This is a genomic window from Lutibacter litoralis, assembly GCF_014646675.1.
Classification (GTDB): domain Bacteria; phylum Bacteroidota; class Bacteroidia; order Flavobacteriales; family Flavobacteriaceae; genus Lutibacter; species Lutibacter litoralis.
Genome location: NZ_BMNS01000001.1, coordinates 186,928 through 202,353 on the forward strand (window position 1 = coordinate 186,928; position 15,426 = coordinate 202,353).

At 31.2% G+C, this 15,426-nt stretch carries 15 protein-coding genes; 10 read left to right on the forward strand and 5 right to left on the reverse strand.

Features of this window, described 5'->3' with window-relative positions; genetic code table 11:
* Positions 1 to 62 precede the first annotated feature (62 nt).
* From IEW75_RS00820 to IEW75_RS00830, 3 genes are all read left to right on the forward strand, one after another.
* Positions 63 to 1,277: an aminotransferase class V-fold PLP-dependent enzyme gene (locus tag IEW75_RS00820; protein ID WP_134248145.1), complete on the forward strand. Its 1,215-nt coding sequence runs from the start codon at positions 63 to 65 to the stop codon at positions 1,275 to 1,277.
* Between the two features lie 173 nt (positions 1,278 to 1,450).
* Positions 1,451 to 2,512 (forward strand): zinc metalloprotease, encoded by a 1,062-nt coding sequence (locus IEW75_RS00825; RefSeq protein ID WP_134248146.1) that lies wholly within the window; start codon positions 1,451 to 1,453, stop codon positions 2,510 to 2,512.
* Between the two features lie 78 nt (positions 2,513 to 2,590).
* Complete coding sequence (locus IEW75_RS00830) at positions 2,591 to 2,998, forward strand: hypothetical protein (RefSeq protein WP_134248147.1); 408 nt, start codon at positions 2,591 to 2,593, stop codon at positions 2,996 to 2,998.
* Between the two features lies 1 nt (position 2,999).
* On the opposite strand, the gene IEW75_RS00835 is transcribed toward IEW75_RS00830, so the two are convergent.
* Entirely contained in the window at positions 3,000 to 3,632 is a 633-nt protein-coding gene (locus IEW75_RS00835; protein WP_134248148.1) for a ribonuclease H1 domain-containing protein, read from the reverse strand.
* On the reverse strand, positions 3,625 to 4,194 hold the full coding sequence (purN, locus tag IEW75_RS00840; protein WP_134248149.1) for a phosphoribosylglycinamide formyltransferase: 570 nt from the start codon (positions 4,192 to 4,194) through the stop codon (positions 3,625 to 3,627). The genes IEW75_RS00835 and purN overlap by 8 nt, the downstream gene beginning before the upstream one ends.
* 172 nt (positions 4,195 to 4,366) lie before the next feature.
* Between purN and IEW75_RS00845 the strand changes: the two genes are divergently transcribed.
* The 5 genes from IEW75_RS00845 (at position 4,367) to pyk (ending at position 8,602) form a co-directional block, all read left to right on the forward strand.
* A complete protein-coding gene (locus IEW75_RS00845) occupies positions 4,367 to 4,603 on the forward strand; it encodes an acyl carrier protein (protein WP_134248150.1) in 237 nt (78 codons plus the stop codon).
* A gap of 6 nt (positions 4,604 to 4,609) precedes the next feature.
* Positions 4,610 to 5,860: a beta-ketoacyl-ACP synthase II gene (gene fabF, locus IEW75_RS00850; RefSeq protein WP_134248151.1), complete on the forward strand. Its 1,251-nt coding sequence runs from the start codon at positions 4,610 to 4,612 to the stop codon at positions 5,858 to 5,860.
* Between the two features lie 12 nt (positions 5,861 to 5,872).
* A complete protein-coding gene (gene rnc / locus IEW75_RS00855; RefSeq protein ID WP_134248152.1) occupies positions 5,873 to 6,613 on the forward strand; it encodes a ribonuclease III in 741 nt (246 codons plus the stop codon).
* An 88-nt stretch (positions 6,614 to 6,701) separates the two neighbouring features.
* A complete protein-coding gene (locus tag IEW75_RS00860; protein ID WP_134248153.1) occupies positions 6,702 to 7,157 on the forward strand; it encodes an IPExxxVDY family protein in 456 nt (151 codons plus the stop codon).
* Positions 7,158 to 7,159: 2 nt separating this feature from the next.
* Positions 7,160 to 8,602: a pyruvate kinase gene (pyk, locus tag IEW75_RS00865; protein ID WP_134248154.1), complete on the forward strand. Its 1,443-nt coding sequence runs from the start codon at positions 7,160 to 7,162 to the stop codon at positions 8,600 to 8,602.
* Between the two features lie 20 nt (positions 8,603 to 8,622).
* Here pyk and IEW75_RS00870 read toward each other — a convergent pair whose 3' ends face one another.
* Positions 8,623 to 9,729 carry a DUF2891 domain-containing protein gene (locus IEW75_RS00870; protein ID WP_134248155.1) on the reverse strand — a complete coding sequence of 369 codons (1,107 nt, stop codon included), beginning with the start codon at positions 9,727 to 9,729 and terminating at the stop codon, positions 8,623 to 8,625.
* 2 nt (positions 9,730 to 9,731) lie between these two features.
* Positions 9,732 to 12,041 (reverse strand): M28 family peptidase, encoded by a 2,310-nt coding sequence (locus IEW75_RS00875; protein ID WP_134248156.1) that lies wholly within the window; start codon positions 12,039 to 12,041, stop codon positions 9,732 to 9,734.
* A 143-nt stretch (positions 12,042 to 12,184) separates the two neighbouring features.
* Between IEW75_RS00875 and IEW75_RS00880 the strand changes: the two genes are divergently transcribed.
* Entirely contained in the window at positions 12,185 to 13,600 is a 1,416-nt protein-coding gene (locus IEW75_RS00880; RefSeq protein ID WP_134248157.1) for an alkaline phosphatase, read from the forward strand.
* Positions 13,601 to 13,930: 330 nt separating this feature from the next.
* On the opposite strand, the gene IEW75_RS00885 is transcribed toward IEW75_RS00880, so the two are convergent.
* Positions 13,931 to 14,278 (reverse strand): hypothetical protein, encoded by a 348-nt coding sequence (locus tag IEW75_RS00885; protein ID WP_134248158.1) that lies wholly within the window; start codon positions 14,276 to 14,278, stop codon positions 13,931 to 13,933.
* A gap of 589 nt (positions 14,279 to 14,867) precedes the next feature.
* Between IEW75_RS00885 and IEW75_RS00890 the strand changes: the two genes are divergently transcribed.
* Complete coding sequence (locus tag IEW75_RS00890; protein ID WP_134248159.1) at positions 14,868 to 15,203, forward strand: single-stranded DNA-binding protein; 336 nt, start codon at positions 14,868 to 14,870, stop codon at positions 15,201 to 15,203.
* The last annotated feature ends 223 nt before the right edge of the window (positions 15,204 to 15,426 follow it).

The window sequence follows — 15,426 nt, forward strand, 5'->3', positions numbered from 1 at the left end:
CAAACAATTAAAACAATATCAATTTTGTAATTTTGTATTTAGAATGATTCTAAAAAGCGAACATGATAGATATTAATAAAATTAGAGCTGATTTTCCAATTTTAAAAGAAAAAGTAAACGGAAAACAACTTGTTTATTTAGACAATGCCGCAACTAGTCAAAAACCGCAAGTTGTTATTGATAGTATTGTAAATTATTACACCACCATAAATTCAAATATTCATAGAGGCGTTCATACATTAAGTCAAAAGGCTACCGATGCTTACGAACAAGCTCGTATTAAATTACAACAACATTTTAACGCTAAAAAAAGCTACGAAATTATATTAACTGCAGGCACAACGCATAGTATAAACATTGTTGCAACAGGCTTTTCTTCTATATTAAAAAAAGATGATGAAATCATCGTTTCAGCAATGGAACATCATTCAAATATAGTGCCTTGGCAAATGTTATGCGAGCGAACAGGCGCAATTTTAAAGGTAATTCCAATGAATTTAGAAGGTGAATTAGTGCTATCTGAATATGACAAATTACTTTCTAAAAAAACAAAACTGGTATTTGTCAATCACGTTTCAAATGCTTTAGGAACTATAAATCCTATTGAAGAAATAATTGATAAAGCACACAAAGTTGGTGCAGCAGTATTAATTGATGGTGCTCAAAGCGCTCCGCATATTAAACCAGATTTACAGAAATTAGATGTTGAATTTTATGTAGTCTCTGCTCATAAATTATGTGGTCCAACAGGTGTTGGGTTTTTATACGGAAAAGAAGAATGGCTCAACAAACTACCTCCTTACCAAGGTGGTGGTGAAATGATTGAAAAAGTAACGTTTGAAAAAACCACCTATGCCGGTTTACCTCATAAGTTTGAAGCAGGAACTCCAAATATTTCTGGAGTTATTGCATTTGGAACTGCCATTGATTATATGAATGAAATAGGTTTTGACAATATCGCTTCTTATGAAAATGAGCTTTTAGAATATGCTACAAAAAAATTACTACAAATAGAAGGACTTAAAATCTACGGAACTTCAAAACACAAAACCGCTGTAATATCATTTAATATTGGAGAAATACATCCATATGATATTGGATCCATTATTGATAAATTAGGAATTGCTGTTAGAACTGGCCACCATTGCGCACAACCAATTATGGATTTTTATAAAATACCTGGAACCGTTAGAGCTTCATTCTCTTTTTACAATACTTTTGAAGAAATTGATTTATTGTATGATGCTTTAGTAAAAGCAAAAACAATGCTTTGTTAAGTATTTAACATTTTACGGTTTTTTGTTACTTTTGTAGGGTTTTTCAATAATATCTCAATATAATGATCATTATTTTTAACTTTTCATTTGTTTTTAACATTTTTTTAATATATTCGTTCGTCTTGCAACAATAAACAAGACCCTATTATTAACTAATTTAACAAAAACTTACAATGAAAAAATTTATTCTTTTTTTTGCAATAGTAGCATTCGCTTTTGTTGCATGTCAGGAAAACTCTGACGAAGCAACCCCAACTCAAGAAACTTTAACTGTTGATATGAGTGACTTTTATGTCTATACTGATGATGATTTATCAGGAAAAAGCACCAACGGATCTAACAAAGATAAGTGCCATACAATGAAAGTATTAAACCAACAATTAAAAGAAAATCCAGGATTGTACAAAAAAATGTACAATATTGAAAAGCACACTAGAACATTTATTGCTGCTAAAGGAAAACCAACAAACCCAGGAGGTGGAAATGGCGGTGACGGAACTGATCCAGGAACCGACCCAGTTGATGATGGATTAGGCGTAATTAATATCCCTGTATATTTTCACGTTGTATATAGTAATGCTGAAGAAAATGTAAGTGACGCGCAAATAACTGCTCAAATGAGTGTTTTAAACGAGGACTTTAGAAAGGCAAATAATGATATAAATAAAGTGCCAGCTGAATTCTCAGGTATTGCTGCTGATAGTGAAATTACATTTACTAATGCAGGTACCTTTAGACATTCAAATTCTACAGGCGAATGGGGAACTAGAGATGCGGTAAAATCTGCTTATCCTCCTATTACTCCTTCAACTCATTTAAATATTTGGGTTTGTAATATAGGTGGTGGAATTTTAGGATATGCACAATTCCCAGGTGGTTCATCTTCAACAGATGGTGTTGTTTTGTTATACTCAAGTTTACCTGGTGGATCGGCAGCTCCATACAACGAAGGCAGAACAGCTACCCATGAGGTAGGGCATTATTTAAACTTGAGACATATTTGGGGAGACGGAAGATGTCGTCAAGATGATTTTGTTGCAGATACACCAAGTTCTGATGGTCCAAATTATGGTTGTCCTTCTTTCCCAACAGTAAACTGTAAATCTACCGATATGACAATGAACTACATGGATTATACAAATGATGATTGTATGTATATGTTCTCTGAAGGACAAAAATCTAGAATGAGAGCCATATTTGCTTCAGGAGGAGCTAGAGAAAGCTTAAATCAATAACTTTAAATATTTTTTATTACAATTAAAAAAGGAGCATTTCGCTCCTTTTTTGTATTTTTAACTAAATAAAATTTAAAAATGAAATTTCTAATTCTTTTCTCAACACTTATTTTAATGCTATCTCCCTCTTGTAAGAAACAACAAACAAATAAAGAAATTGAAATTAATTATACCGCACAAACAAGAGGATTTAAGTATGTTTTACATTTAAAAAATAATGTACTTAAAATTGATAAAAACAATGTTGTAAAAGAAATAATTTTAAATAAATCGCAATATGATAACATTGATAGTTTAGTAAATAACATAAATTTTATTAAAATTGAGAATAACATCTCAATTGATGATTTAGCTGTAGATCGAGTAATAAAAGGGGTATTTACAATAGACTTAAAAGAAAAAAAATACGAGTTTGAATTCAATCATCAAAAGCTTCCAGATACCATTCAAAACTTACTAAATAAACTTGAAAAATTTTTAAATTAATTTATTTTCTACCAAAATCAGCAGGAATTTCTCCCCAAGCTTTGGTTTCCCATTTTAAAATTTTAGTAGTGTAGGTATTATCTTTTAACCATTTTTCAGCGCGTTTAACAAAATCAAATAATGGTTTGTTTTCTGAAGTAATTTGTAAATTAGTTCTACATTGACCTTTTTTCACCCAACTTATCGCAATTTTAGAATCTGAGTAAATTGGAAGTTCACTGTTTTTTTGCTTCAAATAACCCAATCCGTGCACCAAGGCTAAAAATTCACCAATATTATTTGTTCCTTGTTCAAAAGGTCCTTGAATAAACAATTGCCTTTTTGTTTTTGTATCAACTCCGCGGTACTCCATTTTTCCCGGATTTCCAGCACAAGCAGCATCTACAGCAATAGAATCTAACAGAGGTTTACCAATTTTTTTTAATTCCTCAGCAGAAAGTTGTATTGTTTTTGTGTCTTTTCCAACATAATCTCTATAATTTTCTTTAAAAGCATTCTCAGCTGCTTCTTTAGAAACAAAAGACTTGTACTGAGCACCTTCAAAATTTGAAATTTGCTTTTTACAAGTATCCCAAGAGGTAAAAACACCCTTTTTACGCCCATTCCAAACCACATAAAACTTTTGTTTAGCCATCTTGCAAAATTACTTTTTCTATTATTTTTGGAAAATGTTCATACTCCAATGCATGAATCTTTTTCGCCACATCTTCCGCCGAATCCGACTCTAAAACATCAAAACTCTCCTGAAAAATGATTCCACCCTCATCATATTTCTCATTTACAAAGTGAATTGTAATACCTGATTTCTTTTCATTATTTTCTACAACCGCTTCGTGAACATGCATTCCGTACATTCCTTTTCCACCATATTTTGGCAATAATGCAGGATGAATATTTAATATTTTGTTTGGAAAAGCTTCAATAATTTTAGTCGGAATTTTCCATAAAAATCCTGCTAAAATTATATAATCAGCGGTTGATTTAAGTAAATTCAACACTTTATCTGAAGTAACTAAATCTTCTTTTTCGAAAGTTAAACTACTCACCTTGAGTTTTTTAGCCCTTTCCAGAACTTTAGCATTCTTCTTATTAGAAAGCACTTGTACAACAGAAATTGATTTACTATCTTTAAAGTACTTTATAATGTTCTCGGCATTTGTTCCAGAACCTGAAGCAAGAATTACAATTCGTTTCATAAAATTAATTATTGTTGAACAAATAAAATAAAATATTAGTAACTATTACCTGTTAAAACTAAAAAATCACAATATTATTTCTTCCAAAATCATCTTTTATGAGTTAAATGATTTTGAATTAAATAAAGTTTTATATTTTTGCCGAGTAATTAAATTTAAAAATTAAAGAATTATGTCAGACATTGCATCAAGAGTAAAAGCCATTATCGTAGATAAATTAGGCGTTGACGAAAATGAAGTAACAATAGAAGCTAGCTTTACTAACGACTTAGGAGCAGACTCACTTGATACTGTTGAGTTAATTATGGAATTCGAAAAAGAATTCGATATTCAAATACCAGACGATCAGGCTGAAAACATTGGTACTGTAGGTCAAGCAATTAGCTATATAGAAGACGCAAAAAAGTAATTTTATATGGAAATTAAACGAGTTGTAGTAACTGGACTTGGAGCATTAACACCAATTGGTAATACTGTTGAACAATATTGGGATGGCCTCATTAACGGAGTTAGTGGTGCCGATCCAATTACGTATTTTGATGCGTCCAAGTTCAAAACTCGTTTTGCTTGTGAGCTAAAGAACTTTAAAGTTAATGACTTTATTGATAGAAAAGAGGCTCGAAAAATGGATAGATTTACGCAGTATGCTATGGTAGCAACTGATGAAGCTATTGAAGATTCTAAAATAGATTTAGAAAAGATCGATAAGAATAGAGTTGGTGTTATTTGGGGAGCCGGAATTGGTGGTTTAGAAACATTTCAAAATGAATGTTTAAACTTTGCTGCTGGAGATGGAACACCTAGATTTAATCCATTCTTTATACCTAAAATGATTGCTGATATTGCACCTGGACAAATTTCCATAAAATATGGATTTAGAGGTCCTAATTTTGCAACAGTTTCAGCATGTGCATCATCATCAAACGCAATAATTGACGCATTAAACTACATTCGATTAGGATATGCAGATGTTATGGTTTCTGGTGGTTCAGAAGCCGCAGTTACAATTGCAGGAATGGGCGGTTTTAATGCACTACAAGCACTCTCTACAAGAAATGATGACCCAGCAACAGCCTCAAGACCATTTGATAAAGATCGAGATGGTTTTGTTTTAGGAGAAGGTGCCGGAACGTTAATTCTTGAAGAATATGAACACGCCATGGCTAGAGGCGCAAAAATTTATGCCGAAGTAGGTGGTGGCGGATTGTCTGCTGACGCTTATCATATCACAGCACCACATCCAGATGGTTTAGGAGCCTATAATGTAATGGCGAACTGTTTAAAAGATGCTGGTTTAAAACCAGAAGATGTTGATGCTATTAATATGCACGGAACTTCAACTCCACTTGGTGATATTGCCGAATCTAAAGCAATTGTAGAAGTTTTTGGTGAGCACGCATACTCGTTAAATATTAACTCAACCAAGTCAATGACTGGTCATTTATTAGGTGCTGCGGGAGCAGTAGAAGCAATTGCTTCAATACTTGCCATCAATAAAGGCATAGTGCCACCTACAATTAATCATTTTACTGATGATGATCAAATTGACAGTAAATTAAATTTTACGTTTAATAAACCTCAAAAACGTACTGTAAAAGTTGCCATGAGCAACACGTTTGGCTTTGGAGGACACAATGCTTGTGTACTCTTTAAAAAAATTGAATAACAAAACATCTGAATGAACTTCATTCGAAAAATTATTGATACTCGTACAAAAAACGACGAGGCTTTTTATAAAGATTTAAAAAAAATAATAGGATTTAATCCTAAAAACTTACAATATTATAAAAAGGCATTTATTCACCGTTCCATAAAAGAAGTAGATAAAAAAACTGGGCTTCCGCTAAACTATGAGCGCTTAGAATTTTTAGGTGATGCAATGCTAAGTTCAGTAATTGCATCCTATCTATTTCAAGAAGTTCCCTCTGGAGATGAAGGTTATTTAACAAAAATGCGTTCAAAAATAGTTAGCAGAGAACATCTAAACGAACTTGGAAAAGATTTAGATTTATTTCGATTTGTACGAAGCAATGTAGTGAAATCTAAATTTGGAGAAAATATTCATGGAAATATTTTTGAAGCATTAATTGGAGCAATTTATTTAGATAGAGGTTATACATATTGCAAAAAATTTGTTTTTAAAAGGGTTATTATTCCTTACGTAGATGTGCCAAAATTAGAAGGTAAAATTACAAGTTATAAAAGTTTATTTATTGAATGGTGCCAAAAAGTTAAAAATGATTTTGTTTTTGAAGTGTATGAAGACTCTGGAAATGATACTATAAAACATTTTAGTGTGAAATTATTTTTAGATGGTAAAATTATAGCTAAAGGGAGAGCAACTTCAAAAAAGAAAGCGGAAGAAACTGCTGCTAAACGCGCATATTATGCCTTTCAACACGAGATTTCTAATTTGTAATTTAACTATATCGAATACGATTTCGTAAAATAATTAGTTACTGTAATTAAACAGTGGTACTTTTACAAACTCAATTTTCATTCTATTTATGCAAGTATTTACATTTGATTTAGAAGATGATTATTTATTAATTGGGATTCATTCAACTGAAGAGGATTATAGATTGGCATATTTAATTAATAAATGTTTAAAGACTAAATTTGTTAGATATAAACATAGTTTAGACTTTAAAGATTCTAATGTAGAATTCCCTTTATTTGAATATAAGAATGAAAAAACATACTTAAATTACTATTTAATTAACAACAAATGTTTACACGTTGTTAACGAACAATACAATGCTGGTTTATTTGGAGGAAATTATAGTACAACTTCTTACTTATTACCAGAAAAAAAGAAAGTCGATTTTCTATTAAAAATTGAAGGAAGTACTCAAGAATTTATTTTAGAAATAGTTGAAAAATTAAATGAAATAAATCAAATTATAACTTCATATCAAATAGAAATAGACACATTAAAATCAAAAAATAATCTAATTTTTTAACAATGGCAAAAAATAGAAAACGCACCAAAATTGTAGCAACATTAGGTCCCGCTTGCGGAACTAAAGAATTAATAGAAAGCATGATGGAGTCTGGTGTAAATGTATTTAGAATAAACTTTTCACATGCAGATTATGCGGATGTAGAAGAACGCGTTAAAATTATAAGAGAAATCAACGAAAAACGCAACTTTAACGTAGCAGTTTTAGCAGATTTACAAGGTCCAAAATTACGAGTAGGTATTATGGCAGAAGGTGTAGAACTTGAAGAAGGTGACACCTTTACATTTACTACAGAAAAATGCGAAGGTACCAACAAAAAAGCATTTATGACCTACCAAAATTTCCCAAAAGACGTGCAAAAGGGCGAGCATATTTTGGTAGATGATGGTAAATTATTATTTGAAGTAATTGCTACAGATTCCGAATTAAATGTTACCACTAAAGTACTTAGAGGTGGTCCTTTAAAATCTAAAAAAGGGGTTAATTTACCAAATACTAAAATCTCTTTACCAGCACTTACCAAAAAAGACAAAAAAGATGTTGTTTTTGCAATAGGATTGGATGTTGATTGGATTGCTTTATCTTTTGTTAGAACACCAGAAGATTTAATACAATTACAAGATATTATTAAAGCAAATACAGATCATAAAATTCCAATAATTGCAAAAATTGAAAAACCTGAAGCAGTTGACAACATAGATAAGTTAACACCGCATTGTGATGCTTTAATGGTGGCGAGAGGTGATTTAGGAGTAGAAGTTCCTATGGAAAAAGTACCTTTAATTCAAAAACGTTTGGTTTTAAAAGCTAAAAAAGCACATATTCCTGTTATTATTGCTACACAAATGATGGAGACTATGATTGAAAATCAAGTGCCAACAAGAGCTGAAGTTAATGATGTAGCAAACTCAATAATGGATGGTGCTGATGCTGTAATGTTATCTGGTGAAACATCTGTGGGGGCATTTCCTTTGGAAGTGATTAAACAAATGCGAAAAATAATTGAAAGTGTTGAAAATTCTCCACTAATTTCAATGCCAGAAACATATGTACAATGTATTAACGAGCGTTTTATTTCAAAAACAATTTGTCATCAAGCTTCCTTAATGGCAAATTCTATAGATGCTGAAGTTATTACCACATTAACAGATTCAGGTTTTACTGCATTTCATATTTCATCTTGGAGACCAAAATCTAACATTCTTGTATTCTCTTCAAACAGAAGAATTTTAGCAATGTTAAATTTACTTTGGGGGGTTAAAGGAGTTTATTATGACAGATTTGTAAGTACAGACCAAACAATTGAAGACATCAATAATTTAGCTGCCGAAAGGGGTTATTTAAACGATGGTGATTACGCTATTAACATTACCTCAATGCCCGTAAAAAAGAGAGGTATGGCAAATACAATGCGTATTACAGAATATAAAAAATCTAACAAGTAGTTTTTTAAGTTATTAAAAGTTTAATTACTTTTTAACATAGCATATAAAACAAAAGAAGCTAACCAATGGGCTCCTGCATATTCGCCGGAGTCCATTTTTTTATAGCTATAGTTAAAATGTTTATTTGCTAACTGAATCATTTTTTTATTATCTAATGCATTTCCAATTTCATATAAGCACCAAGCTCTACTAAAATTTAAACCATCTAAATGTGCTAATTTCCCATCTGACCTATCTGTAACTTCTGCAACTTCTAAATATGCTGCTGGATTATTTCGGAAACCTGGCAAAAAAGCATCTAACCAAACTGTATATTCTTTGTTTGGAAGTACTTTTAACATTAATGCAGCTTCTTGCAAACAAGGTGATAAAAAATCGAATCCTCCAGGCTCCCACGTTATCGGACATTCTTTGTCTGTTAAATAATATGCTGTTGCTTTTTCAATAATAATTGTTTCCAATTCAGGTGCGTATTTTTTTGCATAATCTAAGGCAAAAGACATTCCAAAAGCTGTATTTGGATGCTCTCCTACTCTAATTGGGTAATTTAATTTTGGAAGAAATTCAATATATTTTTTCTCAATTAAATCAACCAACGGTTTTAAATTGTCATTTAACTTAATCGCTTCTGGTGTGTTCCAATCTTGCAAGGTTTCCGAAACTTTCAACAACCAAGCCCAACCATAAGTGCGTTCAAAAGTTTTGTTATGAACATCGTCAAAATAAGCAACTTCTTTTAAAATGTTTTCTTTAGTTATATTGGCATTTAACTTTTTCCAAATAGCTTCTTTGTGTTCAAAGTTTGGCAATTCACGTAACACATTTAACAATGTCCAGTGTCCGTGCACCGAAGAATGCCAATCGAAACAGCCATAAAATGCTGGATGTAATTCTGAAGGTTCTTTTAAATAGGTCGCATCACCTAATACTTGACCTAATTTATTGGGATATTCCTGATCGATACATTCAAAAGCAAAATGATATAAATAATTAGCGCTTTTAAAATTTAAAACAGGTTTTGAATACATGGTTTCATTTTGTGTTTTAGCGACTGTTTTTTCTTGAGAAATCTTCTTACAACTACAAGTAAAAATTATTATGAATACTATTATCACTATTTTTTTCATTACTAAATTTTTATGTTTGTTTTTATTACGGTAGCATCATTTAATACAAATGGCATAGCAAGCATCGTTTTAGATCGAGGTTGAATTTTAAAAAGTGGATTTGTAAATAAGTCGTATTTAGATTCTAAAATATCAATGTCTAACTGCTGGTTTGCCTCAACAACAAATTCTAAATCAATAATTTCACCTGCATCAGTTCTATAATAACTTAAAATTGATCCTGATTTAATTGACAAGACATTGTTTTTAGTAGCCTCCTTTTTTAAACGAATAGCATTCACTTTAAACTCTTTAAATTCAATTGGAGATGCGGTTAACAATTCAATCTTATTCGCATTTCTGTTAGAATAAATACTTAAGCAAATGCTTCTATTTGAATTTATAATAGTGTCCGAAACTATTGTTATAGTTGGCCTTTCAAGTGGTACTATCTCAGTTTGTTTGTGTAATTTAATGGTTGTCTTGTACTTACTTGCGGTAGTGTGCACATCGTAACTTCCTTTTGTAGGGTTTTCACCTAAAAATTGCTTTGTAAAACTATCTGTGGCCGCATTATAACTTGCCCAATATGCTTTATTTATAGAAGTATCTAAAACATATAATATACTATTTGGTTGTTTTCTCTCTTCTGAAAAACCTGAATTTATAGTTGCAGAAATCAACACCATACCTCCTGTCAATAAAAATAAAAAAGGTATTCTCTGTTCATTTCTATAGTGTTTAAAAACAGGAATTAACAACCCAACTAATAATACTGTAAAAATTGTACTAATAATTAACATTTTTAAACCTAAACCAACAGGAAACAGTTTTACTAAAGGCGAAAAAATAATTAGAATAGGTATTACAGCAATTGAAAATAATACAACCTTATTTTCAGGCTTACTAAATAGTAAAATGCTTAGTATAAAAAGTAAAATTATAACTGGAATTATAAAAAAAGCGGCTCCCGGTAAATAAAGGGCAATTCCAACATTAATAAGTATCCAAATAAATAGTGGTGCAATTACCAAATCTTGCGCAGTCCGTTTTTTAAAAAACCCCTTATAAAACCAAAAACAGATTGCCAGCGTTAAGGCAACAAAAGCCGCAATATAATAATATCCGTTGTAGGTAAACCCATGCAATATATCTGTATAATTTGGATGCATTTTTAGTAAAACCTTCCAACCATAAATTGCAAATAAGCTAGAAATTAAAAGCGACAATATAAATGGAATAAATCCTTTTAAAACTCCTACAAGAGTTAGTTTTTTATTCGAAAACCCAACAATTAGCAACACAAAAAATAACAATGCACAAATTAATGCCATTGGTAGTACCCAAGAAAAAGGATAAAATACCATTCCAAAATAAGGGAAATTAAAATATACAAAATCTTCCTCAGCTTTTAAATTAGATAAATCGGTATTTGAAAAATAATTCAACATCGCTATTAGGTATGATGCTTGATGTTCAAACGTATTTATATCCATTCGCTCAACAGTATCTTGCGCAGTATGGTAATCGAAATGATCTCCAATAAACGCAAAATTGAAACCATCTATATTTCCATCTTCTCTAAAAACAGTTAAATCCGTATCGTTAGGTAACATTTTATAAACACTGTACATTAAAGAGTTCGCAACTGGGTACGGAGTATTTGCCAGCTGAAAAGCTTCAATTAGTTGCTTATTTCCACCATTGGTTTCAACCAACATATAACTTGGCCCACCGCTACCACGTGCTTCAAAATTTAAAACTAGCCCTACATCTTTCGACCAAGGATGCTCATTTACAAAAGCATTTGCACCTAGCAATCCTAATTCTTCTGCGTCTGAGATACAAATAATAATATCATTTTTCGGTATGTTGTTTCCAGCTAAATAAGCACGAATTCCTTCCAAAATAATTACCACGCCACTACCTGCGTCACTAGCACCTAATGAAGAATGTGGGTTAGAATCGTAATGCGAAAGTAACAACAGTGCTTTTCCGTTTCCAGAACCTTTAATTCTTGCTAAAATATTTTTAGTATTTGCTGCTGCTCTCCATTTTTTATTTACGGCTACTTGTTCCTGAACTTCAACAGTTAATCCCAGTTTTTCAAATTCATTTACAAGGTAATTTCTAACTACCGTATGCTCTTCTGAACCTGTAAAATGTGGTTTTTTAGTTATTTCTTTTAAATGAACTAATGCCTTTTGTGTAGAAAATCCTGTTTGAGCGGTAGAATAATGTTTTTTTGAGGGCATTAATGAATAAAAACTGTAGTAAACAGCTGCTACAATAATTAAAACTGAAATTACTTGAGAGTACCTTTTTGAAATCATTTTTACAAAATTGAATTCCTAAAATTAATTTATTTTTTAGTCTAATTAAAATAAATTGTTAACGTTTCATTAAATGATTAAAAAAAGCAATAAATAATACACTAATAATTATCTTTGAAAAATATAATTTTATAATCCTCAATATGAATAGAAGAAATTTTTTTAAAAACGGATCTCTTTTTGCACTTGGCTCATCGTTATTAAATCCTTTTGATCTAAGCGCAACAACTTTAGACCATGATTTAATAAATAAAAATAAAAAAGCCAAAAACATAATTATTCTTGTGAGTGATGGAATGAGCACAGGAACTTTAAATATGGCCGATTTATACCTTTCAAGAAAAACTGGAAAAGGAAGTAACTGGCTTCAATTATATAAAAACAATAAAGTAAATAGAGCTTTAATGGATATGGCTTCTGCAAATTCTATTGTTACAGATTCTGCTGCCGCAAGTTCCTCTTGGGGAAGTGGTTTTAGAATAAAAAATGGAGGTCTAAATATTGGAACCAAAGGTGAGGAATACCTTCCAATTTGGCAAAAATTTAAAAAAGCTGGTAAAATGGCGGGGTGCGTAACTACTGTACCAATAACACACGCAACACCTGCAGGATTTTGCGTAAACAGCAAAAGTAGAAACGACCAAGAAGGTATTGCCGAAAAGTATTTAACTCAAAAATTTGATGTTATGATGGGTGCAGGAGAAAAATATTTCTCTGCCGATTATAGAAAAGATAAAATTGATATACTTCAAAAATTTAAAACCGAAGGCTATCAAGTAGTTAAGTCTAGAGATGAAATGTTGAGAGCAACTAATGAAAAACCAATTCTGGGCGTTTTTCATACTGATGCATTGCCTTATAGTGCAGATAGAAATAACAGCAAGGAACTTACTAAAAAAATTCCAACGTTAGGCGAAATGACACAAAAAGCAATTGACTGCATGAAAAATAATGAGGAAGGATTTGTGTTACAAGTTGAAGCAGGAAAAGTAGATTGGGCTGCCCATGGTAATGATATTGCAGGTTTATTATACGATCAAGTTGCCCATGATGAAGCTGTTAAAGTTGCCATAGATTTTGCTGAAAAAGATGAAAATACACTGGTTATTATAACAACAGACCACGGAAACGCAAACCCTGGTGTTATTTATGGCAAACAGGCAAATCAACAATTTGATAGCATACAACAGTACAAGCATACGAACGATTGGATTTTAAATGGTTTTGGAAAAGAAACTTCAATTTCTCAAATTAAACAAAGAATTGAATACGCTAACAATATTACTGTTACAACTAATGAAGCCAATACGCTTTTAAAGTATTACACCAATTTAAATGCTGAAGATGGATTGTACAATCCAAAAAACTTACCATTTTATGAGTTGGCTAAAATTCAAAAACAACACAACTCAGTTGGATGGATAAGCATGAACCATTCTGCCGATTATGTTGAACTAGCAATGTTTGGACCGGGAAGTGATTTATTAAAACCAATGATTAAAAATACCGACCTACATTATTTAATGTTAGAAGCTGCTGAAGTTGAAAATAATTATTAATCATGTTAAGGCGATGAAGTTATTGAAATAAAATAAAAAACACGACTGCATAATCTCTTTTCTCAACATCATTGCGCTCGTAATAACATTTCAATCCAAATTGAGATTCCTGCATAGGCAGGAATCTCATGAATAATACCTACAAGTTTATTTTAGTATTAAAGTTACAGATTGCTTCATTGCGCTCATAGTATCATTTCAATCAAAGTTGTCATTCCTGCGCAGGCAGGAATCTTATGAATAATCTCTATAAGTTTGTCTTAGCTCCAAAGCAACAGATTACTTCATTGCGCCCTTAATAACGTTTCAAAGTATAACCCTAACTTAAAACTATTCTTTCTTAATTAAAAGATAATAATCATTTTCTAAAGCAAGATATCCTTGGTTGTAAATATAATAATAAGTATTACCCGTTTTAGTAGTATATATTGAGGTGAAAAAATTAAAATCGAAATTACCGTCTAGCAATTTAGACCTCGTAACTTTTGTTTTTCCTGAAGTATTTAACTCACAAAGCAATCTATGATTTTTTCTAAGTCGGTTATTAATATTCCGTATTAAGTTTTTACTATCCTTATTAATTTTATTATTGTACGCATTTCTGCAATAATCCGAACAAAACTTTTTATCTATTCTTCCTTTAAGAGGTTCTCCACATTCTAAGCATTTTTTTTTCATCTTAATATAGGTTTATAGGTTTAATGATTGAAAAGGTGGCTGAGCAGAATTGAAGCCTATTTCTTACTAAGTAAAGTTTTAATCATTTTCTCCATTTGTTTATACTGTTATTCTTATTTCATCCTTCATATCAATAATCTATAAGTTCTTTGTGTAAAACTTTGTGAACTCCGTGGTTTTGTTTTTTCTCAAGCATACGGACTTCGGACTGCCTTCTCACATCAAGCTTCAAACTTCTCACTTCAAACTTCAAACTTCAAACTTCTCACTTCTCACTTCTCACTGCAAACTTCTCACATCAAACTTCTCACTTTTCACTTCTAACTTCTCACTTCTCACTTCTCACTTCTCACTTCAAACTTCTCACTGCAAACTTCTCACTTCTCACTTCAAACTTCTCACTGCAAACTTCTCACTTCTCACTTCAAACTTCTCACTTCCAAATATAACAAAAATTATCCGTTTACAAACGACTACAATCATTTACATACGAAAGTAATTACATACCAACCGAATAAAATTTGCAAGTTGTTACATATTTGCACCGTTGAATTGACCGAATGATATTCAACTTATAAAAACTTATCTTATGAATACGTTAAGAAACAAAGTACAGTTAATTGGAAACTTAGGAAACAAACCAGAAATTATTACATTAGAATCTGGAAAAAAATTAGCAAAGTTCTCAATTGCTACCAATGAAAATTACAAAAACGCACAAGGAGAAAAAGTTACCAATACCGAATGGCATAATTTAGTGGCTTGGGGTAAAACAGCAGAAATAGCTGAAAACTATTTAGAAAAAGGAAAAGAGATTGCTATTGAAGGAAAACTAACAACAAGAAGTTATGATGACAAAGACGGCAATAAACGTTCTATTACAGAAGTAGTGGTAAGCGAGTTATTACTCTTAGGTACTAAATAATAACTACTAATTTAATTATTTTAACCTGTACTAAAATCAAAATTTTTAAAACCTTTCACAAACAAGTTTGTGAAAGGTTTTTTTGGTAACTAGCGTTTCATATACAACACTATTAAAAGTACACCTTACACCAATAGTAATTTAGAAATACCATTCATAGAAAGTTATAGATTTTCAAAAACAACTATATTTATAAGGTAAAAAGGACCCCTTCAACCGTTTT